The 24,183-nt window shown below is 71.5% G+C and carries 19 protein-coding genes; 14 read left to right on the forward strand and 5 right to left on the reverse strand.

Going from position 1 to position 24,183, the window contains the following annotated elements; genetic code table 11:
* Positions 1–22 precede the first annotated feature (22 nt).
* Both J3486_RS00125 and J3486_RS00130 read left to right on the forward strand, forming a co-directional pair.
* Positions 23–1,237: an acetyl-CoA C-acetyltransferase gene (locus J3486_RS00125; protein ID WP_207817831.1), complete on the forward strand. Its 1,215-nt coding sequence runs from the start codon at positions 23–25 to the stop codon at positions 1,235–1,237.
* 214 nt (positions 1,238–1,451) lie between these two features.
* On the forward strand, positions 1,452–3,629 hold the full coding sequence (locus tag J3486_RS00130; protein WP_207817832.1) for a 3-hydroxyacyl-CoA dehydrogenase NAD-binding domain-containing protein: 2,178 nt from the start codon (positions 1,452–1,454) through the stop codon (positions 3,627–3,629).
* 46 nt (positions 3,630–3,675) lie between these two features.
* Here the strand turns inward: J3486_RS00130 and J3486_RS00135 are convergent, their stop codons facing one another.
* Positions 3,676–4,404 carry a MerR family transcriptional regulator gene (locus J3486_RS00135; protein WP_207817833.1) on the reverse strand — a complete coding sequence of 243 codons (729 nt, stop codon included), beginning with the start codon at positions 4,402–4,404 and terminating at the stop codon, positions 3,676–3,678.
* A gap of 126 nt (positions 4,405–4,530) precedes the next feature.
* Between J3486_RS00135 and J3486_RS00140 the strand changes: the two genes are divergently transcribed.
* The 5 genes from J3486_RS00140 to J3486_RS00160 all read left to right on the forward strand — a co-directional run bounded on the left by J3486_RS00140 (position 4,531) and on the right by J3486_RS00160 (position 9,882).
* Entirely contained in the window at positions 4,531–6,357 is a 1,827-nt protein-coding gene (locus J3486_RS00140) for a long-chain fatty acid--CoA ligase (protein ID WP_207817834.1), read from the forward strand.
* Positions 6,358–6,558: 201 nt separating this feature from the next.
* Positions 6,559–8,031 carry an amino acid permease gene (locus tag J3486_RS00145; protein WP_207817835.1) on the forward strand — a complete coding sequence of 491 codons (1,473 nt, stop codon included), beginning with the start codon at positions 6,559–6,561 and terminating at the stop codon, positions 8,029–8,031.
* 60 nt (positions 8,032–8,091) lie between these two features.
* Complete coding sequence (locus J3486_RS00150) at positions 8,092–8,571, forward strand: macro domain-containing protein (RefSeq protein WP_207817836.1); 480 nt, start codon at positions 8,092–8,094, stop codon at positions 8,569–8,571.
* A gap of 69 nt (positions 8,572–8,640) precedes the next feature.
* Positions 8,641–8,943, forward strand: a complete 303-nt coding sequence (locus tag J3486_RS00155; protein ID WP_207817837.1) for a hypothetical protein — start codon at positions 8,641–8,643, stop codon at positions 8,941–8,943.
* 99 nt (positions 8,944–9,042) lie between these two features.
* On the forward strand, positions 9,043–9,882 hold the full coding sequence (locus J3486_RS00160) for an oxygenase MpaB family protein (RefSeq protein ID WP_207817838.1): 840 nt from the start codon (positions 9,043–9,045) through the stop codon (positions 9,880–9,882).
* A 39-nt stretch (positions 9,883–9,921) separates the two neighbouring features.
* On the opposite strand, the gene J3486_RS00165 is transcribed toward J3486_RS00160, so the two are convergent.
* Complete coding sequence (locus J3486_RS00165) at positions 9,922–11,406, reverse strand: M1 family metallopeptidase (RefSeq protein WP_207817839.1); 1,485 nt, start codon at positions 11,404–11,406, stop codon at positions 9,922–9,924.
* Between the two features lie 320 nt (positions 11,407–11,726).
* On the opposite strand from J3486_RS00165, the gene J3486_RS00170 reads away from it, so the two are divergent.
* The 4 genes from J3486_RS00170 to J3486_RS00185 all read left to right on the forward strand — a co-directional run bounded on the left by J3486_RS00170 (position 11,727) and on the right by J3486_RS00185 (position 16,131).
* Positions 11,727–13,010: a M14 family metallocarboxypeptidase gene (locus J3486_RS00170; protein ID WP_207817840.1), complete on the forward strand. Its 1,284-nt coding sequence runs from the start codon at positions 11,727–11,729 to the stop codon at positions 13,008–13,010.
* Positions 13,011–13,086: 76 nt separating this feature from the next.
* A complete protein-coding gene (locus J3486_RS00175; RefSeq protein WP_207817841.1) occupies positions 13,087–14,766 on the forward strand; it encodes a BCCT family transporter in 1,680 nt (559 codons plus the stop codon).
* Positions 14,767–14,801: 35 nt separating this feature from the next.
* A complete protein-coding gene (locus J3486_RS00180; RefSeq protein WP_207817842.1) occupies positions 14,802–15,446 on the forward strand; it encodes an HAD family hydrolase in 645 nt (214 codons plus the stop codon).
* A 46-nt stretch (positions 15,447–15,492) separates the two neighbouring features.
* The gene (locus tag J3486_RS00185) at positions 15,493–16,131 is read left to right on the forward strand and encodes an SIMPL domain-containing protein (protein WP_207817843.1); all 639 of its coding nucleotides are present in this window, start codon (positions 15,493–15,495) and stop codon (positions 16,129–16,131) included.
* A 63-nt stretch (positions 16,132–16,194) separates the two neighbouring features.
* Here J3486_RS00185 and J3486_RS00190 read toward each other — a convergent pair whose 3' ends face one another.
* The gene (locus J3486_RS00190; protein WP_229377453.1) at positions 16,195–17,088 is read right to left on the reverse strand and encodes an FAD-dependent oxidoreductase; all 894 of its coding nucleotides are present in this window, start codon (positions 17,086–17,088) and stop codon (positions 16,195–16,197) included.
* A gap of 120 nt (positions 17,089–17,208) precedes the next feature.
* Here J3486_RS00190 and J3486_RS00195 point away from each other — a divergent pair, with 120 nt between their 5' ends.
* From J3486_RS00195 to J3486_RS00205, 3 genes are all read left to right on the forward strand, one after another.
* Positions 17,209–18,243 carry an oxidoreductase gene (locus J3486_RS00195; RefSeq protein WP_207817844.1) on the forward strand — a complete coding sequence of 345 codons (1,035 nt, stop codon included), beginning with the start codon at positions 17,209–17,211 and terminating at the stop codon, positions 18,241–18,243.
* Positions 18,244–18,336: 93 nt separating this feature from the next.
* The gene (locus tag J3486_RS00200; protein WP_229377287.1) at positions 18,337–18,900 is read left to right on the forward strand and encodes a hypothetical protein; all 564 of its coding nucleotides are present in this window, start codon (positions 18,337–18,339) and stop codon (positions 18,898–18,900) included.
* 29 nt (positions 18,901–18,929) lie between these two features.
* Positions 18,930–20,567, forward strand: coding sequence for an ABC-F family ATP-binding cassette domain-containing protein (locus J3486_RS00205; protein ID WP_207817845.1), 1,638 nt, complete (start codon positions 18,930–18,932; stop codon positions 20,565–20,567).
* A gap of 96 nt (positions 20,568–20,663) precedes the next feature.
* Here J3486_RS00205 and J3486_RS00210 read toward each other — a convergent pair whose 3' ends face one another.
* Together J3486_RS00210 and J3486_RS00215 are read right to left on the reverse strand one after the other, a co-directional pair.
* Entirely contained in the window at positions 20,664–23,027 is a 2,364-nt protein-coding gene (locus tag J3486_RS00210) for a Tex family protein (protein WP_207817846.1), read from the reverse strand.
* Positions 23,028–23,164: 137 nt separating this feature from the next.
* Complete coding sequence (locus J3486_RS00215) at positions 23,165–24,040, reverse strand: hypothetical protein (RefSeq protein WP_207817847.1); 876 nt, start codon at positions 24,038–24,040, stop codon at positions 23,165–23,167.
* Positions 24,041–24,183: the final 143 nt, after the last annotated feature.

Raw genomic sequence — 24,183 nt, forward strand, 5'->3', positions numbered from 1 at the left:
CACCCTGTTGAAAGGCACTTCCGTGACCACAGACGCGTACGTCTACGACGCGATCCGCACCCCGCGCGGCCGGGGCAAGGCCACCGGCTCCCTGCACGGCACCAAGCCGATCGACCTGGTGGTCGGCCTGATCCACGAGATCAGGGCCCGCTTCCCCGGGCTCGACCCCGCCGCCATCGACGACATCGTCCTCGGTGTCGTCGGCCCGGTCGGCGACCAGGGATCCGACATCGCCCGCATCGCCGCCATCGCGGCCGGGCTGCCGGACACGGTCGCGGGCGTGCAGGAGAACCGCTTCTGTGCGTCGGGCCTGGAGGCCGTCAACCTGGCCGCGATGAAGGTCCGTTCGGGCTGGGAGGACCTCGTCCTCGCCGGTGGTGTCGAGTCCATGTCGCGGGTGCCGATGGCCTCCGACGGCGGTGCCTGGTTCGCCGACCCGATGACGAACTTCGACACCGGGTTCGTGCCGCAGGGCATCGGCGCCGACCTCATCGCCACCATCGAGGGGTTCTCGCGGCGCGACGTCGACGAGTACGCGGCGCTGTCGCAGGAGCGGGCCGCCGCCGCGGTCAAGGACGGCCGGTTCACGCGCTCGGTCGTCCCGGTCAAGGACCGCAGCGGTTTGACCGTCCTCGACCACGACGAGTTCCTGCGCCCGGGGACGACCGCGGACTCCCTCGCCAAGCTCAAGCCGTCGTTCGCGGACATCGGTGACCTCGGCGGGTTCGACGCGGTCGCGCTGCAGAAGTACCACTGGGTCGAGAAGATCGACCACGTCCACCACGCGGGCAACTCCTCCGGCATCGTCGACGGCGCCTCGCTCGTCGCCATCGGGAACCGGGAGGTCGGCGAGCGTCACGGCCTCACGCCGCGCGCCCGCATCGTCGCCGCGGCCGTCTCCGGCTCCGAGCCGACCATCATGCTGACCGGGCCCGCGCCCGCGACCCGCAAGGCGCTCGCCAAGGCCGGTCTGACCATCGACGACATCGACCTCGTCGAGATCAACGAGGCCTTCGCGGCGGTGGTGCTCCGCTTCGTACGGGACATGGGGCTGAGCCTCGACAAGGTGAACGTCAACGGGGGCGCGATCGCGCTGGGGCATCCGTTGGGCGCCACCGGGGCGATGATTCTGGGCACGCTCGTCGATGAACTGGAGCGGCGTGACCTCCGGTACGGGCTGGCCACGTTGTGCGTCGGCGGTGGGATGGGCATCGCCACGATCGTGGAGCGGGTGTAGTCGGCCGCGGGTCGGTGGGGCTTCTCGCGCAGTTCCCCGCGCCCCTGAAATGCAGGCGCTTCGCGCCGCATTTCCCCGATGAGATGCCGCACGAAGTGCGCATCTCAGGGGCGCGGGGAACTGCGCGACCAGCCCGCACCGACCCGCACCCGGCGACGAAACCGCACCCACCCTCCCCAGTAGCCGCACCGGACTTCACCTCACGGAGACACACATGACCGCCAGCACCACCATCCGCTGGGAACAGGACGACACCGGCATCGTCACCCTCGTCCTCGACGACCCCCACCAGTCCGCGAACACCATGAACCAGGCGTTCAAGGACTCCATCGCCGCGATCGCGGACCGCGCCGAGGCCGAGCGGGACTCGATCCGCGGCATCATCTACACCTCCGCCAAGAAGACCTTCTTCGCGGGCGGTGACCTCAAGGACATGATGAAGGCCGGCCCGGAGGACGCCCAGGCCGTCTTCGAGACCGGCACCGGCATCAAGAACTCCCTGCGCCGCATCGAGACCCTCGGCAAGCCGGTCGTCGCGGCGATCAACGGCGCTGCCCTGGGCGGCGGTTACGAGATCGCCCTGGCCAGCCACCACCGCATCGCCCTCGACGCGCCCGGCTCCAAGATCGGCCTGCCCGAGGTCACCCTGGGCCTGCTCCCGGCCGGCGGCGGCGTCACCCGCACCGTCCGCCTCATGGGGATCGCCGACGCCCTCCTCAAGGTGCTGCTCCAGGGCACCCAGTACACCCCGCGGCGCGCCCTGGAGAACGGGCTCGTCCACGAAGTGGCCGCCACCCGCGAGGAGATGCTCGACAAGGCCCGCGCCTTCATCGACGCGAACCCCGAGTCGCAGCAGCCCTGGGACAAGCCCGGCTACCGGATCCCCGGCGGCACTCCGGCCAACCCCAAGTTCGCCGCGAACCTCCCGGCGTTCCCGGCCAACCTCAAGAAGCAGCTGGGCGGCGCTCCCTACCCTGCTCCTCGTAACATCCTCGCGGCCGCCGTCGAGGGCTCCCAGGTCGACTTCGCGACGGCCCTGACCATCGAGGCCCGGTATTTCACCGAGCTGGTCACCGGGCAGACCGCGAAGAACATGATCCAGGCGTTCTTCTTCGACCTCCAGGCCGTCAACTCCGGCGCCAACCGCCCCCAGGGCATCGAGCCGCGCAAGGTGCGCAAGGTCGCCGTCCTCGGCGCGGGCATGATGGGCGCGGGCATCGCCTACTCCTGCGCCCGCGCCGGCATCGAGGTCGTCCTCAAGGACGTGTCGGCCGAGTCCGCGGCCAAGGGCAAGGGCTACTCCGAGAAGCTCTGCGCGAAGGCCGTGCAGCGGGGCCGCACCACGCAGGAGAAGGCGGACGCGCTGCTGGCCCGCATCACCCCGACCGCCGACCCGCAGGACGTGGCCGGCTGCGACGCCGTCATCGAGGCCGTCTTCGAGGACCCGGCGCTCAAGCACAAGGTGTTCCAGGAGATCCAGGACATCGTCGAGCCCGACGCGCTGCTGTGCTCCAACACCTCGACCTTGCCCATCACGGTCCTCGCCGAGGGCGTCGAGCGGCAGGCCGACTTCATCGGTCTGCACTTCTTCTCGCCGGTCGACAAGATGCCGCTGGTGGAGATCATCAAGGGCGAGCGCACCGGTGCCGAGGCGCTGGCCCGCGCCTTCGACCTGGTCCGTCAGATCAACAAGACGCCGATCGTCGTCAACGACAGCCGCGGCTTCTTCACGTCCCGCGTCATCGGCCACTTCATCAACGAGGGCGTCGCCATGGTCGGCGAGGGCATCGAGCCCGCGTCGGTCGAGCAGGCGGCGGGCCAGGCCGGCTACCCGGCCAAGGTGCTCTCCCTGATGGACGAACTCACCCTCACCCTGCCCCGCAAGATCCGCAAGGAGACGCGGGCTGCCGTCGAGGCGGCGGGCGGCACCTGGACCGAGCACCCGTCGGAGGCCGTCATCGACCGCATGGTCGACGAGTTCGGGCGCACCGGGCGCAGCGGCGGCGCCGGGTTCTACGAGTACGGCGAGGACGGCAGGCGCGGCGCCCTGTGGCCGGGGCTGCGCGAGCACTTCACCAAGCCGGGCACGGAGATCCCCTTCCGGGACATGCAGGAGCGCATGCTCTTCTCCGAGGCGCTCGACACCGTACGGCTGCTTGAGGAGGGCGTCCTGACCTCCGTCGCCGACGCCAACATCGGCTCCATCTTCGGGATCGGCTTCCCCGGCTGGACGGGCGGCGTCCTGCAGTACATCAACGGCTACGAGGGCGGCCTGCCCGGCTTCGTAGCCCGCGCCCGGGAGCTGGCCGACCGCTACGGCGACCGCTTCCTGCCGCCGGCGCTGCTGGTGACGAAGGCCGAGAACGGCGAGACGTTCACCGACGCCGCCTGATCGGGACGGGCCGGGACCACCCCACGCGGGGCGGTCCCGGCCCGGCTCACTCGCGCGGGGGCAGCACGTCGGCGAGGGCCTCGCGCAGCGAGCGCTGGAACGTGGTCAGCAGCGCCTGGACCACGAGCGGCTGCATGTGCGCGGACAGCGACTTCACGTCCTGCGCCGCGCGCTCGGCCACCTCGCCCTGGAACACCCGGGCCAGCTCGTGCGCGGCGGCCACCGAGTGCTCGACCAGCACCTCGCGCGCGGCCACGATCGCGTCCAACGACAGCGGTACGTCGAGGAGTTGGACTCCGAGCCGGAGCAGCCCCGCGTCGCAGCGGACCGCCTCGTCGCCGTCCCGCTCCACGACCCCCATCGCCGCGAGCCGGGCCACGTCCTCGTCCGACAGGGCGCGCCCCGCACGCCCGTCCAGCTCGTGCCGGGTCAGCTTCTCGACGGTCTCCGGTGCCCAACTCGCCACCACCGCACGGTGGATGGCCAGCTCGTGCGGGCTCAGCCCCGCCGGCAGCTGCTCCAGGTACCGCTCGATCGCGGCCAGTGTCATGCCCTGGTGCTGCAACTCCTCGATCAGCGCGAGCCGTGCCAGATGGTCCTGCCCGTAGTGGCCGACCCGACGTGGGCCGATCACCGGCGGCGGCAGCAGACCGCGCGTGCTGTAGAAGCGGATGGTGCGGACGGTGACCCCGGCGCGGGCCGCCAGTTCGTCGACGGTCAGCGTGGGGGTGCGGGCCGCGTCGGCGTCCCCACGGTTCTCGATGTCCGTCGTCATGTCCGCCTCGCCGCCTCGCCCGTACGTGTGCCGGTCCCTGCCCCGTACCAATCGGGTTCAACAGTATTGCTGACACACCGATGTTGTGAAAGTCTCCGGCGCAGCCCACGGCGACAGGAGGCGGTCATGACCACGATCCTGCGACTCCCCGACGAGCCTGCCGCGCTCACCCTTCCCGCGCTGCTCCACCGCAACGCCGAGGACCATCCCGAACGTCCCGCGCTGTCCTGGCGCGCCGGACCCGCCGCACCGTGGACGACCCGCACCTGGCGCGAGGTGCGCCGCACGGTGGGCGTCCTGGCCGCCGGGTACGCGGCGCTCGGTGTGCGGCGCGGCGAGCACGTCCTGATGATGATGGGCAACCGGCCCGAGCACTGGCTGAGCGATCTCGCCCTCACCCACATCGGGGCGGTGCCGGTCACCGTCTACAGCACCGCGTCCCCGCAGCAGATCGCGCACATCGCCCGGCACAGCCGCGCCCGCTTCGCCCTCGTCGAGGGCGCCCGCGAAGTCGCGCTGTGGGCGCCGCTGACGGTGGACCCGGACCTCCCGCTGGAGCGGCTGGTCGTCGTGGAGGCGGCCGCCGCGGGCGACCACCGCACCTACGGCTCGCTGCACGCGTCGGGCGCCCGGCTCTACAACCCGGACGCCTTCGACAAGACCTGGCGGGAGTGCGCGCCGACCGACCCGCTCACCGTCGTCTACACGTCCGGGACCACCGGCGACCCGAAGGGCGTGCGCATCACCCACCGCAACGTCGTGCTCAACGCCGTGGCCCTGGACGCCGTCGTCGATCTGCCCGACCACGTCGAGCACATCTGCTACCTCCCCTTCGCGCACATCGCGGAACGGATGCTCGGCATCTACCTCTCCGTGTTCCGCGCCTCCCACGTGCGGCTGTGCCCCGACCCGGCGGCGGTCGCGGCGACCGTGCGCGAGCTGCACCCCGCGCAGTTCTTCGGCGTTCCCCGGGTGTGGGAGAAGCTGGCGGCGGCGCTGCGGGCGGCGATCTCCCGGCTCCCGGAGGAACAGCAGCGGGCGATCGCGGACGCCAACGAGACCGCCCGCGCCCGGGTCCGCTGCCGCGAGCGCGGCGAAGAGCCGGACCCGGCGCTCGACATCGCGTACCGGAAGGCGAGGAAGAACGTCCTCGACCCGATCCTGGCGCTCGCCGGATTCGACCGCCTCGTGTGGACGGCCGGCGCCTCGGCGCCGATGCCGCTGGACGTCGTACGGTTCTGGGCCGGATTCGGCCTCGCGATCATGGACGCCTGGGGGCTCTCGGAGACGACCGGGGTGGCCACCACGAACCACCCGGCGGCGTTCCGGCTCGGCTCGGTCGGGCGGCCCATCGAGGGGGTGGAGCTGCGGATCGCCGACGACGGCGAGATCCTCGTGCGCGGGGCGACCGTCTTCGACGGCTACCTGCGCGCCGACGGGGGAGTGGAACCGGCGCGCGACGCGGACGGCTGGTTCCCGACCGGCGACATCGGGCGGCTCGACGACGACGGCTACCTCTGGCTGACCGACCGCAAGAAGGAAATGATCGTGACGTCCACGGGCAAGAACGTCTCGCCCGCGCTCGTCGAGAACACCCTCAAGGAACACCCGCTCATCGGCCAGGCCTTCGCGCACGGCGACGGCCGCTCCTATCTCGTGGCACTGCTGGTGCTCGACCCGGAGACGGCTCCCGCGTGGGCGACGGCGCACGGCATCGGGGCCGAGGGCCCGCTCGCCGACCACCCGGCCGTCCAGGAGGAGATCGCCCACGCCGTGGCGACCGCCAACTCCCGCCTCAACCGCACCGAACAGATCAAGCGGTACCGGGTCCTGGACGGCGAATGGGGCCCGGAATCGGGGGAGTTGACCCCCTCGCTGAAGCTGCGCCGCGCGGTGGTCAGGGAGCGGTACGCGGCCGAGATCGACGCGCTCTACACCCCGCCCGCGCGCTAATACGCCTGGTCGGCGAGGTTCACAAGATGCGTTCTCGCTATGTGAGAAGAACCGCTATGTGATCTCTGCCACCGCATTCCCGGTGATCTCTGGGGGAAGGTGCACAGTCGGTCCGCGCACTGTCAGGGGTGTCGCGGGCCGGAGCACATCCGGACCCCGGGGACCCCACGTCCCCGGGCACCACAGAGTGGACACCCCCACGTGAGCAAGGACGCCGTCAACACGGCCGTGGACGCATCCCGCACGGATGCGCCCCAGGCGCCCGTCGATGCGGGCGACGCCGGTTACAGCAAGAGCCTCAAGAGCCGCCACGTCAACATGATCGCGATCGGCGGCGCGATCGGCACCGGACTCTTCCTCGGTGCGGGCGGCCGACTGCACGACGCGGGCCCCGCGCTGGTCTTCGCGTACCTGATCTGCGGAATCTTCGCGTACTTCGTCGTGCGCGCGCTCGGTGAGATGGTCGTCTACCGGCCCTCCTCCGGCTCCTTCGTGTCGTACGCGCGCGAGTTCCTCGGCGAGAAGGGCGCGTACGTCGCCGGTTGGATGTACTTCCTCAACTGGTCGATGACGGGCATCGCGGACATCACCGCCATCGCCCTGTACACCCAGTACTGGAGCGCCTTCACCACGGTCCCGCAGTGGGTCCTTGCGCTGATCGCCCTCGCGGTCGTGCTCTCCGTCAACCTCGTCTCGGTGAAGTACTTCGGCGAGATGGAGTTCTGGTTCGCGATCATCAAGGTGGCGACGCTGGTCGCCTTCCTCTTCGTGGGCATCTTCCTGGTCGCCACGCAGCACCCGATCGACGGGCAGACACCAGGACTGCACATGATCACCGAGCACGGCGGCTGGATGCCCAGCGGCACCATGTCGGTGATCCTCGTGATGCAGGGCGTCGTCTTCGCGTACGCGGCCCTGGAACTGGTCGGCGTCGCGGCGGGCGAGACCGCCGAGCCCGAGAAGATCGTCCCGCGCGCGGTGAACTCGATCATGTGGCGCGTCGGCCTCTTCTACTGCGGCTCGGTGCTGCTGCTCGCCCTGCTGCTGCCCGCGTCGACGTACAAGTCCGGCGAGAGCCCGTTCGTCACCCTCTTCTCGAAGCTGGGGGTCGGCGGCATCGGCGACATCGTCAACCTGGTCGTGCTGACCGCCGCCATGTCGTCGCTGAACTCCGGCCTCTACTCCACCGGCCGCATCCTGCGCTCCATGGCGATGACGGGCTCCGCCCCGAAGTTCACCTCCGTGATGAACCGCAGCCAGGTCCCCTACGGCGGCATCCTGCTCACGGCCGGTGTCGGCGTGCTCGGTGTGGGCCTGAACTACCTGCTGCCCGCCGACGCCTTCGAGATCGTCATCGAGGTCTCGTCCATCGGCATCATCGGCACCTGGATCATGATCATGGTCGCCCACCTGGCGTTCGTCCGTAAGGCCAAGGAGGGCGTGGTCCAGCGGCCGTCGTTCCGGCTGCCCTGGTCCCCGGTGACCGAGATCGTCACGATCGTCTTCCTGCTCCTGGTCCTCGGCCTCATGTGGAACGACGCGGAGACCGGCCGCAAGACGCTCAGCCTGATCCCGGTGATCGCGCTGCTGCTCGTCGCCGGCTGGTTCCGCGCCCGCAAGAACATCGAGCGCAAGGCCGCCGAGCAGGCGGCGCAGCTCACGAAGAGCGAGTGACCTGACGGGCCGTGCGTGCGCGCACGGCCCGTTGTCAGTGCTGGCCCCTACGGTGGCGTCATGTCGGAGATCACGTATGTCCGAGGTGACGCCACCGCGCCGTTGGGCAAGGGAGCGCGCCTGATCGTCCATGTCTGCAACGACATCGGGGGCTGGGGCAAAGGATTTGTGCTTGCTCTCTCCCACCGTTGGGCCGAGCCCGAGCGGGCCTACCGCCGCTGGCACCGCGAGCGCGCGAAGAACGACTTCGGACTCGGCGCCGCCCAGTTCGTCCAGGTCGAGCCGTACCTATGGGTGGCCAATCTCGTGGGTCAGCGCGGCATCCGCACCGGCAGCAAGGGTGTTCCGGTGCGCTACGAGGCGATCGCCGAGGGCCTCACGGCCGTCGCGGGCCGGGCCGCCGAGCTGGGCGCCTCCGTCCACATGCCGCGCATCGGCTGCGGCCTCGCCGGCGGGACGTGGTCACGGATCGAGCCGCTGATAGCCGAGCGGATCGTGGCCCGGGGGATACCGGTGACGGTGTACGACCACGACGGCTGAATCCGGCCGGGCAACGGGGCCAGGAGGGCCGTGCGTTGGCGACGTGTGACACCCGGGTAGGACACAGGCATGGCCTTGGTTCCCTGGGACATCCACGTCAGGACGGGACAACTGGCGCTGTTCGCCAGCCTGTTGACGACGGTGCTGGTCAGCTCGGTGCGCCGGCGCCGCCCCCGCCCCGCGGGTGCACAGGCCCCCGCCGCGCCGGCCCCGCCGACCCCGTCGGAGTCCTACCGGGTGCCGGTCGTGCCGACGCACTCCACCCCCTCCGCTCCGGCCGACCCCGTTCACGCCGCGGCCGTGACGGACCTGTGCACCTGCATCTCGGAACTCGCCTCGGACCTGGCCAAGCGGTACGGGGGCGAGCTCTGACCGCTCCGGGCATCCGCCGCATACTGGGACATGGACATCGTGTGCCTCACACACACCGTCCGTCCCGGCACCCGGCACCCGGCAGGAAGCGGCAGCGGCATGAAACAGCACGACCCGGACCCGCCGCCGCCCCCGCCCGGCGGCGTCCTCTGGGAGACCGCGGGTGACATCCGCTCCCTCCTCGCGCTGCCCGCCGCGTTCGTCCTCCAGGTGGCCCACCCCGCCGTCGGCGCCGGGGTCGACGACCACTCCGTGTTCCGCACCGACCCCTGGGGGCGCGGCGAGCGCTCGCTGACCTCGGTCCTGCTCTGGGTCTACGGGGGAGCGGACGCCGCCGAGGAGGGCCGCCGCCTGCGCCGGATCCACCGGGACATCCGCGGCACCGACCCGCACGGCCGCCGCTACCACGCGCTCACCCCGGCCTCCTACGCCTGGGTGCACGCCACCGGCTACCCCGTCGCGCGCTACGCCCGCCGCTACTTCGCCCGCCCCTTCACCCAGGAAGAGGACGAGCGGTTCTACGCGGAGTGGCTGATGGTCGGCCGGATCCTCGGCATCCACGACCGGGACATGCCGCAGACGGTCCAGGAGTTCCGGCCGTACTACGACAAGGTGCTCGCCGACGAGATCGGGCGGAACACGGTGGTCGACGAACTGACCTCGGCCCACCGCGCGATCCCGGCACCCCCGGGCCACCGAGTGCTCGGACTGCTGTGGCCCGTACTCCGTCCCGCGCTGGCCCGGACCCTGAGGTTCCTGTCGATCGGTCTGCTGCCGCCCGAGGCCAGGTCGGCGCTCGGCCTGCCGTGGACCGAGCGCCAGGAGCGCAGGCTGCGCCGGTGGGCGGTACTCGTGCGATGGCTGGTACCACGCCTCCCGGAGCGCCTGCGCTACCTCCCGTACGCCCGGCGGGCCCGGGCGGCGGCCCCGCACCGGTGAGGCGCCGACCCCGCCCGGCCACAGCGCCCGGCAGCCGCGTCAGCGCTCCGCGTGCACCCCGTTGGTCGCCGCGATCGCCTTCCACGACCGGGGCTGCTGGGGGGCCGCCACCGCGGCGGAGCGCAGCGCCGTGGTCGCGGGACGCTCCGGCTGGTACAGCCAGGTGTCGAACAGCGAGTCCAGCTGCTTGCCGGAGATCTTCTCCGCGTACGACACGAAGTCGGAGACCTGCGCGTTCCCGTACGCGTGCGCCTGCGGCCACCCCTTGAGGATCGCGAAGAACTTCTTGTCGCCGACCGCGTTGCGCAGCGCCTGGATCGCCATCGCGCCGCGGTCGTACACGGCCGAGGCGAACTGGTTCTCGGCCCCCGGGTCACCCGGCTTCACGGTCCAGAAGGCGTCGTCCGCCGGGTGCTGCGCGTACGCGTAGTCGGCGAGTTCCTGGGCCGTGCCCTCGCCCTCCTTCTCGGACCACAGCCACTGGCTGTACCGGGCGAAGCCCTCGTTGATCCAGATGTCCTTCCAGCCGCGCACGGAGACGCTGTCGCCGTACCACTGGTGCGCCAGCTCGTGCACGACGACGGACACGTTGGAACCGTTCGCGAACTGCGCGGGCGAGTAGAAGGGGCGGGTCTGCGTCTCCAGGGCGAAGTGCGAGGGCACGTTCGGGACATAGCCGCCGAGCGCCTCGAAGGGGTACTTGCCGTAGACCGACTCCAGCCATTCGGCGACCTCGGTGGTGCGCTCGACGCTGGCCTTCGCGGCGCCCTCGTTGGCGCCGAGATCCTTGCTGTAGGCGTTGATGACGGGCAGGCCGTCCGCCGTCTTGTCGGTCGTGATGTCGAACTTGCCGATCGCCAGCGTCGCCAGATACGTCGCCTGGGGGTGAGCGGAGCGCCAGTTGAAGCGCGTCCAGCCACCGGCCTGCGGGACCTGCGACTGCAGCGTGCCGTTGGAGATCGCCTGGGTGCCGTCGGGTACGGCGACCGAGACGTCGTACGTGGCCTTGTCCAGCGGGTGGTCGTTGGACGGGAACCACCAGGCCGCCTCCTCCGGCTCGTTGGCGAAGACGATGCCGTCGGGGGTGCGCTGGGGCGATGTGAAGCCCCACAGCTGGACGTCGGCCGGCTTGCCCGCGTACTTCACGACGACCGTGAACGGCGTGCCCTTCGGCAGCCCGGCCGCGGGCGTCACCTCCAGCTCCTGCACGCCGGACGCCGCGAACGTCGCCTTCTTGCCGTTCACCCGGACCTCGCTCGCGGTGAGCCCGAAGTCGAGGTCGAACCGCGAGAGGTCCTGGGTGGAGGTGGCGAGGATCGTCGCCGTGCCCTCCAGCAGGCCCGTCGTCGGCCGGTACTTCAGACGCAGGTCGTAGTGGGAGACGTCGTAGCCGCCGTTCCCGTACGTCGGGTAGTAGGGATCACCGATGCCCGGAGCACCCGGCCGGAAGTCGGCGGCCGATGCCGGGATCGCCAGCATCAGTGCCGCGGCGAGCGCGCCGGGGGCGATGAGTCTGCGGTACACGGAAACTCCAAGTCGTAGGCACAGGACGCGGATCGATCTTTTCGCGACCCTATTCAGCACCCGGCGCCCCAGTCATGTCCATGGCCGCAGCTGTCACACGATCGCCATTCGGCCGACATGCGCCTTTCCGTCCCACGCGCCTGTCATTCCACGCTACGGCCCTCTGTCGCACGGCAGTTGACCCGTGTACGTTCCGCCCATGCCGACACTCACGCGACACGCGTACCGCCCCCGGGGCCCTGCGTGTCGCGTCGCGGACACCGGCACAGCCTCGTCGGCCAAGGACCTCCGACCGCCCCGACCCGGGAGGCAAGCAACCGATGAACCCCCGCAACCGTGTTCTCGCCCTCGCCGTCACCACGGTGGCGCTCGCCGCGCCCCTCGTGGTGACCGCACCCGCCAGAGCCACGCCCACGCTCCCCAGAACCGGCTTCGAGCAGACGAACGGCGCCCGCTGGACCAGCCAGCCCGAGGAGCAGGAACTCCTCGCCGCCGTCGACAAGGCGTCCGACCGGGTGTCCGTCTCCCGGATCGGCACGACCAAGCAGGGCCGCCCGCTCCAACTGGTCCGCATCGGTGAGCACCGCACCGCCTCCACCGTGCTGCTCATCTGCAGCCAGCACGGCGACGAACCCTCCGGACGCGAGGCCTGCCTCACGAAGATCCGCGACCTCGCCCACGCCAAGGACCGGGCCACCCAGCGGTTCCTGTCCCGCACGACCCTGCTGGTCGTGCCCACCGCCAACCCCGACGGCCGGGCCGCCGACACCCGCGGAAACTCCGACGGGATCGACATCAACCGCGACCACCTCGCCCTCAAGACCGCCGAGGCCCGCGCGATGGCGGCCGTCATCCGCGACCGGCGGCCCGACATCATCTACGACCTGCACGAGTACGGCGCCACCCCGAAGTACTACGACAAGGACCTCTTCGACCTCTGGCCGCGTAACCTCAACACCGCGGACGCCGTGCACGACGAGGCCGAGCGGCTCTCCGAGGGGTACGTCCGCCCGGCCGCCAACGCCGCCGGGTACTCCACCGGCACGTACGGCATCTGGACCGACCCGGTCACCGGCGACCCGGTCAAGCAGACCGCGGGCGACGGCCAGGAGCGCATCCTGCGCAACATGTCCGGCGTCAAGCACGCCCTCGGCCTGCTGATCGAGAGCCGCGTCGACCCCGGCACCCCGCAGGAGGCGGCCGACGAGTCGCTCAACAACCGGCGCCGCCGCGACTCCCAACTCGCCGCGCTCGGCGGCCTGTTCCGCTTCACCGGCGAACGCCTGGGCCGGATCCAGGCCGCCACGGCCGCGGCCCGCGCCGCCGGGTTCCACGACTCGGGGCCGATCTATGTGGGCGGCGCAGACAACGACCCGGCCGAACCCGCCGAGATCATCCAGGACCCGCCCTGCGGCTACCGCCTCACCGCCGCCCAGTACGCCGAGTACCAGGACGAGTTGGCGCTGCACGGCATCACCGTGCGGAAGGCCGGCGACGGGGCGTACGTGCCGCTGCGGCAGTCCGAGCGGGCACTCGTCGCCCTGCTGCTCGATGCCCGCGCGCCCTACCACCTGACGGAGGCGGAGCCCGACACCAGCTGCTGAACGGGCGGTCGGGAGCGTTCGGTGTGGTAGGCCGTAAAGGGTGACAAACCCTCAACAACCACCCGCCGACGCTCCCGTGCCCCAGGAGGGAGCGGACGGCGGCCGGAGCCCCGCCACCGACCGGATCGTGTTCGGTGTCACCGCCGTGCTCACCCTGGCCTTCGTGGTCTGGGGCTCCGTCGCCACCGACAACCTGGAGAGCGTCTCCACCAGCGCCCTCAACGGCCTGATCCACAACGGTGGTTGGGCCTTCATGCTCGCCGCCTCCGGCTTCGTCGTCTTCGCGCTCTGGCTCGCCATCAGCAGGTACGGGAAGATCACCCTCGGCAAGGAGGGCGAGGAGCCGGAGTTCCGCACGGTCTCCTGGGTCGCCATGATGTTCAGTGCGGGCATGGGCATCGGCCTCATGTTCTACGGCGTCAGCGAGCCCCTCGCGCACTTCACGACGCCACCGCCCGGCACCGACCCGGCGGACTCCGCGGAAGCCATGGAGACCGCCATGGCGACCACCCTCTTCCACTGGACCCTGCACCCCTGGGCGATCTACGCGGTCGTCGGCCTCGCCATCGCCTACTCCACCTTCCGCAGGCGCCGCCGCCAGACCATCTCCTCCGTCTTCGTGCCGCTCATCGGAGAGGACCGCGCGCACGGCGCCTGGGGCCGCGTCATCGACATCATCGCCATCTTCGCGACCCTGTTCGGCTCGGCTGCCTCACTCGGTCTGGGCGCGCTGCAGATCGGCTCCGGCTTCGAGGTCCTGGACTGGATGGACGAGGCGAGCACCGCCCTGCTCGTCGTGATCATCGCCGTCCTGACCGTCGCCTTCGTCGCGTCCGCCGTCTCGGGCGTCGAGAAGGGCATCCAGTGGCTGTCGAACACGAACATGGTGCTCGCGCTGATCCTCGCGGTCTTCGTCTTCATCGCCGGGCCCACCATCGTCGTGCTCGACCTGCTGCCCACTTCGCTGGGCGCCTACCTCGGCGACCTGCCCCAACTCATCGGCCGCACCGAGGCGTCCAGCGGCAAGGGCGTCGCCGACTGGCTCGGCAGCTGGACGGTCTTCTACTGGGCGTGGTGGATCTCCTGGACGCCCTTCGTCGGCATGTTCATCGCCCGCATCAGCCGCGGCCGCACCATCCGCCAGTTCGTCGGCGGCGTCATCCTGGTCCCGTCCACGGTCAGCCTGATCTGGTTCGCGATCTTCGGCGGTACGGCGATGAAGATGAAGGAGCACGGTGAACTCGGCGGCGCCGACACCCCGGAGGCCCAGCTCTTCGGCGTTCTGCACGAGTTCCCGATGGCCACGGCGACCAGCATCCTCGTGATGATCCTCGTCGGCATCTTCTTCGTCTCCGGCGCCGACGCCGCCTCCATCGTCATGGGTACGCTGTCCCAGAAGGGCGCGCTCGAACCCGGCCGGTTCGTCGTCATCTTCTGGGGCGTGGTGACCGGCGCGGTGGCCGCGGTGATGCTGCTCATCGGAGGCGGCTCCGACAACGCGCTCACCGGCCTGCAGAACCTCACGATCCTCGTCGCCGCCCCCTTCACCCTGGTGATGATCGGCATGTGCTGGGCCCTGATGCGCGATCTGCGCCAGGACCCGCTCATCGTCCGCGGCGACATGGGCATCGAGGTCGTGGAGGCGGCGGTCGTCGCCGGACACGAGAAGTACGGCGGCGAGTTCGAGATCCGGATCGGCCCCGGCGAGAGCCTGGAGACCGAAGGCGACCCGATCGGGGAGCACGGAAACTCCTGAGCCCCGGCAGGACCGGACGTGGTCTACTCCCGGCCATGCCCCTCCTCCTGCTGGATCTCGACAACACGCTGATCGACCGGGACGCCGCGTTCCGCGCCGCGATGGCGGCGTTCCTGGCCGACCACGGCCTCCCCGCCGAGGACCTGGCCCGGCTCATGGCCCTGGACGCCGACGGTTACACGCCCCGCCCGGCCGTCGCCGAGGCCATGACCCGGCGGTACGCCGACCGGGTCCCGCCCGCCGCGATCCGGGCCGTCCTCGACCATGGCGCCGCGGACCGGGTGACCCTCGCCGACCCGGTCCGCGCGTCCCTGCTCGCGGCGGCCGCCGCCGGCTGGATCCCGGTCGTCGTCACCAACGGCCGCACCGTTCAGCAGACCGAGAAGATCCGCCGCACCGGCCTCGACACCCTGGTCGACAGCTGGGTGATCTCGGAGGCGGCCGGCCACAAGAAGCCCGCGCCCGAGATCTTCCGGGTGGCAGCGGCGGGGCGTTCCCTGAAGTCGGCCTGGATGGTGGGGGACTCGGCGCACGCCGATATCGGGGGAGCGGGGGCGCTCGGGCTGCGGACGGCCTGGGTGGCCCGGGGCCGGACCTGGTGCGAGGGGGACTTCGCGCCGACGCTCACGGCCGCCGACACGGCGACGGCGATCGACGGGATCCTCGTCTCCGGGCCGTGATCCCGAATCCCTGTCGCGGGGCGCGCGCCGATGCTTGAATCCTCGCATGACAGCGATCAAGGAGCCCTGGGGGCTGAGCGTCTTCGGTGCCGGCAGTGTGTCGGCGGAGCCCGTGACGGCCCACCTGAAGCTGGCCGTCGACCATCTCGCGCCGACGCCCAAGGAGGCGTTCGCGCAGGCGGGCGGCGCGGTGTCCCGGCTCAGAGGGGTGCTGCGCGACCACCGGATACCCGATGCCGAGGTGTCCGGATCGCGCCTCGCGCTGCGGACCGAGCACTCGGGGTACGGCGGCGAGCGGACCTTCGTCGGGTACCGCTGCGAGGCCACGTACACCCTGCTGACCAGGGACCTCGACCGTCTGGAGGAGCTGATCCAGGACGCCGTCGAGGCGGGTGCCAACCGCGTCGACGACGTGCTCTTCGAGGTCGAGAACAAACCGGCCATGCGCGACGAGGCGCGGCGCAGGGCCGTCGCCGCCGCACGCCGCAAGGCCGAGGTCTACGCCGAGGCGTGTGCGGTCCGGCTCGGCCCCGTGGTGCACATCCAGGACGTCGACCCGGAGTCGATGGGCGTCCGCAGCCACAGCGGCCGCATGGGCGGCGACCCGGAGTCCGACGGGGTCTTCACCCCCGGCACGGTGAAGGTCGAGGCGGCGGTCCTGCTCGGTTTCGGCTTGCTGCCATGAGCGAGCCTTGCCGGGGCCTGCCTGCTGAGCCCCGCTGAGCCCTGGTGGGTGGCTGTCCGCCCGTCAGCAGCCCTCCACCAGCCTCGCCGCCTCCTCCGCGCACCCCCAGGCCACCGTCACCCCGGCCCCGCCGTGGCCGTAGTTGTGCACCCATATCCGCCCGGGGCCTACGACTTCACGCTCGACGCGCACCGCCGGGCGGGCCGGGCGCAGGCCCACCCGGTGTCCCAGGACGCGTGCGCCCGCGATCTCGGGCCGGATCGCCGCGCACCGCCGCACGATCGCCTCGGCCGTCGCCGGGTCCGGCTCAAGGGACCACGCGTCCTCCTGCGCCGTCCCGCCGAGCAGCAGCCGCCCGCCCGGCTGCGGGAAGAAGTACGTCGTGGCGTCCGACGCCTCGTCGGCGGCCGTGTACCAGGTACGGACGCCGGGGTTCTCCACGACCACCAACTGCCCCCGCACCGGCCGCACCGACGCGTCCGGCACCAGCTCCCGCGCCCCGAGCCCGGTGCAGTTCACGACGACCGGCGCCGTGACCTCCCGCAACGACGTCACCGCCCGTTCCTCGACCGCCACTCCCGCCGCCGCCAACTCGCCGCGCAGCCACGCCAGATGAACCGGCATGTCGATCAGGGGAAGGCGCGCCGCGAGCCCCGCGTCCGCGTCCCGCAGCCCCGCCACCTCACCGGCCCACGCCCCGAGCCCGGCAAGCCGGGTGCCCGCGTGTACGCCCTCGACCATGCGTACGCCGGTCTCCTCCGGGCGGCCCGCGCGCGCTGCCCACTCCTCGTACCGCCGCAGCGACCGCAGCGACCACGGGCCGACCTGCTCCACCGGATCGATCCGGTACGGCCACCACAGCGCACCCGCAACGGCCGAGGTGGTCCGCTCTGCGGGCTCCCGCGACCACACCCGGACCCGCCGCCCGCGGCGCGCGAGGACCAGGGCGGTGGACATCCCCACGACTCCGCCGCCGACCACGATCACGTCATCGCTCACATCACTGTTCACGCCCGGACGGTAGCGGAATGTGTCATGCCGTGCTCAACACGGGTGTCGGGTGGGGATACTCACATCATGTCTGCCGAGTACGCGACCTTCGGCCTGGCCCCGGCGATGCGAGCCGGGGGCGTCCTGGCCAACGGTGACTACCAAGTCCACCGGGACTTCGTGGACTTCATCGTCGACGGACGCCCGCTGCTGTTCCAGCTCTCCGACCTCGACGCGGTCTCCCCACTGGCCGCCGACATCCCGCCCGCCATCTTCACCGACCACGTCAGGAGCCTCCTCCTGGAGGCCGAAGCGCCGCTCGCCGAGGGGCGCTACGTCATATACGGCTGCCCCGAGTGCGAGGGCCTGGAGTGCGGAGCCGTCACCGCCACCATCGAGAAGACCGGCGACGGCCGCGACGACTATGTGTGGCGCGACTTCGCCTGGCAGACCGACGACCACGCCGACCTGGAGCTCAACGGCTACCACGGCATCGGCCCGTTCCGCTTCCGCGGCGACGAGTACCGCTCCGCGCTGGGCCAGTTGCTCACGCCGCAGGCCGAACCCGGTGCCGGGCGGCGGGTGCTGCTCATCGGTGCCCGCGTCGCCGTCCTCGCCAAACTCGCCGCCGCCCTGCGCACCATCGGCATCGGCGCCGACATCACCCAGGACGCGACCGGCGTACCGTCCGAGGAACTGCGCGGCTACGGGGCGGTCGCCTTCGGCCGCGCCGTCGACGCGGCCCAACGCGCCGCCACCCGACGGGAGTTCGAACGCGCCGACGCGGACGTCGCCTACGTCGACGGACTCGCCCCGATCATCCCGCTGCTCGTCGCCCAGATCGAGAGCGCCCTCGACCGCAGCCCCGCCCCGCAGCGCCGCCTGACCCGGCTCGTCGCCGCCGACGGCGAAGCGGGACTCGAAGTCACCTCCACCTGCCGCGTCCGGCTCACCGCCTACCGCCTCGACCGCCTGTACCGCACCCACACCCACGAGGTCTTCGACGACGTCCTCGACCCCGGGCAGCACCGAATCTCGCTCGACAACAAGGCGACCAAGGGGGAATCCTTCCTCGTGGCGCGCACCACCGGGAGCGTGCTGGTGGCGCCGATGGCGCGCTGACCTGTCGTGTCCTTCTCACCTGCCCCGGCGAGCCGCTGATCGCCGTACGACGATGAACTCTGCCCGAGTCCGGAGGAGCGCCTCCATGGCGCGATGAGCCCGCGGATCCGGCCGCGCAGCGCCGCGGAACTGCGCCGCGGCCGCCGCTCCCACTCCTGTTGGGACCACCTGTACGCGGCCCCGCTGTGGCCGTTGCACGGCGCCAACCTGGGCACTCTCGCCCGCACCTGCGACGCGGTCGGCGCCTGCCTGACGGTCCCGCGCTTCCCCTGGGTGCCGGAGGCGGTGGCGCGCGGCAACACGCTGCGCCGCCCGCTCTGCACGCACTGGACCGGCGACCCGCTGCGCCGGCTGACCGAGCAGCGCGAGCGCGGTGCCCGGATCGTGGGCGTCGAACTCGCCGACGAGGCCGTCCGCCTCGCCGACCTGCCCGCGGCCCGCGAACGCACGGTCGTCGTCCTCGGCCACGAACAGACAGCCGCGCCGCGGCAGCGGCCCGCCGGAAGCCCTGGACCTCCTCGACGAGTGCGTGGAGACCCCGATGGTCGGCCACGGCGCCGGCCTGAACATCGCCGTCGCGGGCTCCTTGGTGCTCTACAAGCTCGCCGGCCTGCTCTGAAGCCGAGGAAGCCGATGAAGCCGACTGAAGCCGACTGAAGCCGACGCCGATTAGGATCAACGCCCTGATGACTGCCACCCTCGTAGCCAAGAACCTCGCCGCAGGTCACGGTGACCGCTCGCTCTTCGCCGGCCTCGACCTCGTCGTCGCGCCCGGCGACGTGATCGGCCTCGTCGGCGCCAACGGAGCCGGGAAGTCCACCCTGCTGCGCCTGCTCGCCGGACTCGACACCCCGGAGGAGGGCGACCTCAACCTCTCCCCGCCGACCGCGACCGTCGGGCACCTCCCGCAGGAGCCGGAGCGCCGCCCCGGCGAGACGATCCGGGCCTTCCTCGCCCGCCGCACCGGCGTCGCCGAGGCCCAGCGCGTCATGGACGAGGCCACCCAGGGCCTGGTCGACGGCGCGCCGGGCGCCGACGACGCGTACGCGGTGAGCCTGGAGCGCTGGCTCAACCTGGGCGGCGCCGACCTCGACGAGCGCGCCGAGGAGGTCGCGGCCCAGCTCGGCCTGGGCGTCGGCCTCGACCAGGAGATGGTCTCCCTCTCCGGGGGCCAGGCGGCCCGCGCGGGCCTCGCCTCCCTCCTCCTGTCCCGCTACGACGTCTTCCTCCTCGACGAGCCCACCAACGACCTGGACCTGCACGGCCTGGAGCAGCTGGAGGCGTTCGTACGGGGCCTGCGCGCGGGCACCGTCGTGGTCAGCCACGACCGCGAGTTCCTCACCCGCACCGTCACCAAGGTCCTCGAACTCGACCTGGCCCAGCAGCAGATCAACCTCTACGGAGGCGGCTACGACGCCTACCTGGAGGAGCGCGACGTCGCACGCCGCCACGCGCGCGAGGAGTACGAGGAGTACGCGGACAAGAAGTCGGCGCTCGAAGGCCGCGCCCAGATGCAGCGCTCCTGGATGGACAAGGGCGTCAAGAACGCCCGGCGCAAGGCGACCGACAACGACAAGATCGGCCGCAAGTTCCGCAGCGAGTCCAGCGAGAAGCAGGCCGCGAAGGCCCGTCAGACGCAGAAGATGATCGAGCGCCTGGACGTCGTCGAGGAGCCCCGCAAGGAGTGGGAGCTGCGCATGGAGATCGCGGCGGCCCCGCGCTCCGGCGCCGTGGTGGCCTCGCTCCGCGACGCCGAACTGAGCCGCGGGGACTTCCACTTCGGGCCGGTCACGCTCCAGATCGACTGGGCGGACCGTGTCGCCATCACCGGCGCCAACGGCTCCGGCAAGTCGACCCTGCTGGCCGCGCTCCTCGGCCGGATCCCGCTCGACGCGGGGCACGCGACGCTCGGCTCGGGCGTCGTGGTCGGCGAGGTCGACCAGGCCCGCGCTCTCTTCCACGGCCCGGAGACCCTGCTCGACGCGTTCGGCGCCGCGGTCCCCGACACCGAACCGGCCGAAGTGCGCACGCTGCTGGCCAAGTTCGGCCTCAAGGCCGACCACGTGCTGCGCCCGGCCGCGACCCTCTCACCGGGCGAACGCACCCGCGCCGCCCTCGCCCTCCTCCAGGGCCGAGGCGTCAACCTCCTGGTCCTGGACGAGCCGACGAACCACCTGGACCTCCCGGCGATCGAACAGCTCGAATCGGCGCTGGAGTCCTACCAGGGCACGCTGCTCCTGGTGACCCACGACCGGCGGATGCTGAACGCGGTCACGACGACGAGGCGCTTCGAGGTCGACGCAGGGAAGGTGAGCGTCCGTTAGGCGCGGGGGCCGAGTGGGAACTGCGGCTCCGCCGCGTGGGCGCGCCCGGCCCCACACGACGCGCAGTTCCCCACCCCCGCCGAACCTCAACGGCGCTTACGCCAACCCGGCCTTCTTCAACGCATCGGCCATGGCGGAATTGGCCGGGGCGGGCGCGGGCCGCCCCTTGCCCCCGCCACCGGAGTTACCGCGCCCACCCTGCCGGTTCGACTGCCGCGGCGGCTTACGGTCACCGCCGCGCCCACCCCGATCACCCCGGTCACCGCCGGACGGCTTCTCGTCGTCCAGCCGCAGCGTCAGCGAGATCCGCTTGCGCGGCACATCGACGTCCAGGACCTTCACCTTCACGATGTCGCCGGGCTTCACGACATCGCGCGGGTCCTTCACGAACGTACGGGACAGCGCCGAGACATGCGCGAGCCCGTCCTGGTGCACACCGATGTCGATGAACGCCCCGAACGCGGCGACATTCGTCACGACACCTTCGAGCACCATCCCGGACTCCAGGTCGGAGATCTTCTCCACGCCCTCCTTGAAGGTGGCCGTCTTGAAGGCGGGCCGCGGGTCGCGCCCCGGCTTCTCCAGCTCCTTCAGGATGTCCGTCACGGTCGGCAGACCGAACGTGTCGTCCACGTAGTCGGCCGGCTTCAGCGAGCGCAGCGTCCCCGCGTCGCCGATCAGCGAACCGACCTCGCCACCCGTCGACTTGGCCATCCGCCGCACCACCGGGTACGCCTCCGGGTGCACGGACGACGCGTCGAGCGGGTCGTCACCGCCGCGGATCCGCAGGAAGCCCGCGCATTGCTCGTACGCCTTCGGGCCGAGCCTGGCCACGTCCTTGAGGCCCTTGCGGTTCTTGAAGGGGCCGTTGGCGTCGCGGTGCGCCACGATGTTCTCCGCGAGGCCCGCGCCGATGCCGGACACCCGCGCGAGGAGCGGCGCGGACGCGGTGTTCACGTCCACCCCGACACCGTTCACACAGTCCTCGACCACCGCGTCCAGCGAGCGCGACAGCTTCACCTCGCTGAGGTCGTGCTGGTACTGGCCGACACCGATCGACTTCGGGTCGATCTTCACCAGCTCGGCGAGCGGGTCCTGGAGACGGCGCGCGATGGAGACGGCGCCGCGCAGCGACACGTCCATGTCGGGCAGCTCCTGCGAGGCGAACGCGGAGGCCGAGTACACGGAGGCGCCCGCCTCGCTCACCATCACCTTGGTGAGCTTCAACTCCGGGTGCTTGGTGATGAGTTCACCGGCGAGCTTGTCCGTCTCGCGCGACGCCGTGCCGTTGCCGATCGCGATCAGGTCCACGGAGTGGTCGCGCGAGAGCTTCGCCAGCTTGGCGATCGCCTCGTCCCAGCGGTTCGCCGGGACGTGCGGGTGGATGACGTCCGTCGCCACGACCTTGCCCGTCGCGTCGATCACCGCGACCTTCACGCCCGTACGGAAACCGGGGTCGAGCCCCAGCGTCGCGCGCGTGCCCGCCGGAGCCGCGAGCAGCAGGTCCCGCAGGTTCGCCGCGAACACCTTCACCGCCTCGTCCTCGGCGGCCGTCCGCAGCCGCAGCCGCAGGTCGATGCCGAGGTGCACGAGGATGCGGGTGCGCCAGGCCCAGCGGACCGTGTCCTGAAGCCACTTGTCGCCCGGACGCCCCTGGTTACGGATCCCGAACCGGTCCGCGACCATCGGCTCGTACGAGGACGGGCCGCCGTCGGCCGGTGCCTCCTCGGGCTCCAGGACGAGCTCGAGCACGTCCTCCTTCTCGCCGCGCAGCATCGCCAGGATGCGGTGCGAGGGCAGCTCCTTGAAGGGCTCCGCGAAGTCGAAGTAGTCGGCGAACTTGGCGCCCGCCTCCTCCTTGCCGGACTTCACCTTCGCCGCGAGCCGACCGCGCACCCACATGCGCTCGCGCAGCTCGCCGATCAGGTCGGCGTCCTCCGAGAAGCGCTCGGTGAGGATGGCGCGGGCGCCGTCGAGCGCCGCCTGCGGGTCCGCGACGCCCTTGTCGGCGTCCACGAACGCCGCCGCGGCCGCCAGCGGCTCCACGGTCGGGTCGCCGAGCAGTCCCTCCGCGAGCGGCTCGAGACCCGCCTCGCGCGCGATCTGCGCCTTCGTGCGCCGCTTGGGCTTGAAGGGCAGATAGATGTCCTCCAGGCGCGCCTTGGTGTCGGCGGCGAGGATCTGCGCCTCCAGCTCCTCGGTCAGCTTGCCCTGCTCGCGCACCGAGTCGAGGACGGCGGTGCGCCGCTCCTCCAGCTCGCGCAGATACCGCAGCCGCTCCTCAAGGGTGCGCAGCTGGGCGTCGTCCAGGGACTCCGTCGCCTCCTTGCGGTAACGGGCGATGAAAGGCACCGTCGAGCCGCCGTCCAGCAGCTCGACGGCGGCCTTCACCTGCCGCTCCCGTACGCCGAGTTCCTCGGCAATCCTGCCTTCGATGGACCCAAGAGTGGGTGTCGCCACGATCCCGTACCGCCTAAGTCGAATGAGGTTGCGCGGCAATTGTGGCAGGTGACACCGACAATCGGGGGATCAGGGCAGCGACCTGCCGCTCATCCGCGGCGTGTCAGGCCGGAGCGCGAGGCACCGCTCCGCGCGCTTCAGGCGGCCTTGCCGATCAGGTCCGTGGGGAACGCGCCGTTGCCGAGGGCGGTGCCGATGAAGCCGGTGGCCAGCTCGGTGAGCCGGGCCACGCCCGTGTCGCCGAGGTGGTCGTAGGGCGCGCGGTCCAGGACGTCGGTGCGCTCCTCGACGGCGGCCCGCAGGCGTACGCCCTCCTCGGTCAGCGTGAGTTCCACGTCCGCCGTGAGCAGTCCGCGGGTCCGCAGCCGCTCCGCCGCCGCGTCGTACTCGTCCTGGGTCCAGCCGCGGCTGGTCAGCAGGAACTTGGGGGCCATGCCCTTGCCCGTCGCGACATGGCTGACGAGGGCCTCCACCGGGTCGAGACCGGCGTCGAGCAGCGCGGCGAGATGGCCGTCGCCCCGGTGCTCGCGCAGCAGCGTCGCGGCGTGCCAGTAGGCCAGGTGCGCGGCCTCGGGCACCGGCAGATCGGCGTGCGCCGCGTACAGGGGACGGGCGTGGCGGGTGCAGGCATCGGTCGCGCGCAGGGCGAGTGCGGCGGCCTCGGCCATCTCCTTGGAGGCGAGCGCCTCCTCGCCGAGCAGCCGGCGCAGCGTCGCGTCGACGGCACGCGCGCGTGCCGCGAGCACCTCGTCGGGAGAGGCGACCTGCCACACCTCGGGCACGTGCCGCGCCACCAGGTCGTGCTTGAAGTTGTAGAAGGCGGCCGTGACGACACCGGCGCCGACGGCTCCCATGGGCGCCGAACGCACCGCGAAGTAGGCGGCGCTGCGGTCCGTGACACCTATGGCGGCCATTTCCCGGCCCAGGTCGGGCGAGAAGTAGTGCGTCGAGTGGAACGGATTGAGCACGTTGTGACAGCGGCGGGCGGCGCGCGGTCGCGGGTCAGGAGTCATGCCTCTACGTTACTGACCGGTCGGTACGTCTGGGGAGACGGGGCGCCTCAGATGGCGGAAAAGTTGGGGGGAGCGTCATTGCGGCCAGCCGCGCGGCCTTCCGCGCGCTGCTCGAAGAACGGCGGACATGCCGCCCCGCACCG

It is taken from the genome of Streptomyces sp. VRA16 Mangrove soil, assembly GCF_017377775.1.
In the GTDB taxonomy this organism is placed as follows: Bacteria; Actinomycetota; Actinomycetes; order Streptomycetales; family Streptomycetaceae; genus Streptomyces.

Coding starts and splice junctions, on each gene's coding strand:
- J3486_RS00130 (WP_207817832.1), top strand. CDS start 1,452: ATGACCGCCAGCACCACCATCCGCTGGGAACAGGACGACACCGGCATC.
- J3486_RS00190 (WP_229377453.1), bottom strand. CDS start 17,088: ATGTCCACCGCCCTGGTCCTCGCGCGCCGCGGGCGGCGGGTCCGGGTG.
- J3486_RS00150 (WP_207817836.1), top strand. CDS start 8,092: ATGTCGGAGATCACGTATGTCCGAGGTGACGCCACCGCGCCGTTGGGC.
- J3486_RS00200 (WP_229377287.1), top strand. CDS start 18,337: ATGAGCCCGCGGATCCGGCCGCGCAGCGCCGCGGAACTGCGCCGCGGC.
- J3486_RS00195 (WP_207817844.1), top strand. CDS start 17,209: ATGTCTGCCGAGTACGCGACCTTCGGCCTGGCCCCGGCGATGCGAGCC.
- J3486_RS00185 (WP_207817843.1), top strand. CDS start 15,493: ATGACAGCGATCAAGGAGCCCTGGGGGCTGAGCGTCTTCGGTGCCGGC.
- J3486_RS00135 (WP_207817833.1), bottom strand. CDS start 4,404: ATGACGACGGACATCGAGAACCGTGGGGACGCCGACGCGGCCCGCACC.
- J3486_RS00205 (WP_207817845.1), top strand. CDS start 18,930: ATGACTGCCACCCTCGTAGCCAAGAACCTCGCCGCAGGTCACGGTGAC.
- J3486_RS00215 (WP_207817847.1), bottom strand. CDS start 24,040: ATGACTCCTGACCCGCGACCGCGCGCCGCCCGCCGCTGTCACAACGTG.
- J3486_RS00160 (WP_207817838.1), top strand. CDS start 9,043: ATGAAACAGCACGACCCGGACCCGCCGCCGCCCCCGCCCGGCGGCGTC.
- J3486_RS00170 (WP_207817840.1), top strand. CDS start 11,727: ATGAACCCCCGCAACCGTGTTCTCGCCCTCGCCGTCACCACGGTGGCG.
- J3486_RS00180 (WP_207817842.1), top strand. CDS start 14,802: ATGCCCCTCCTCCTGCTGGATCTCGACAACACGCTGATCGACCGGGAC.
- J3486_RS00140 (WP_207817834.1), top strand. CDS start 4,531: ATGACCACGATCCTGCGACTCCCCGACGAGCCTGCCGCGCTCACCCTT.
- J3486_RS00155 (WP_207817837.1), top strand. CDS start 8,641: ATGGCCTTGGTTCCCTGGGACATCCACGTCAGGACGGGACAACTGGCG.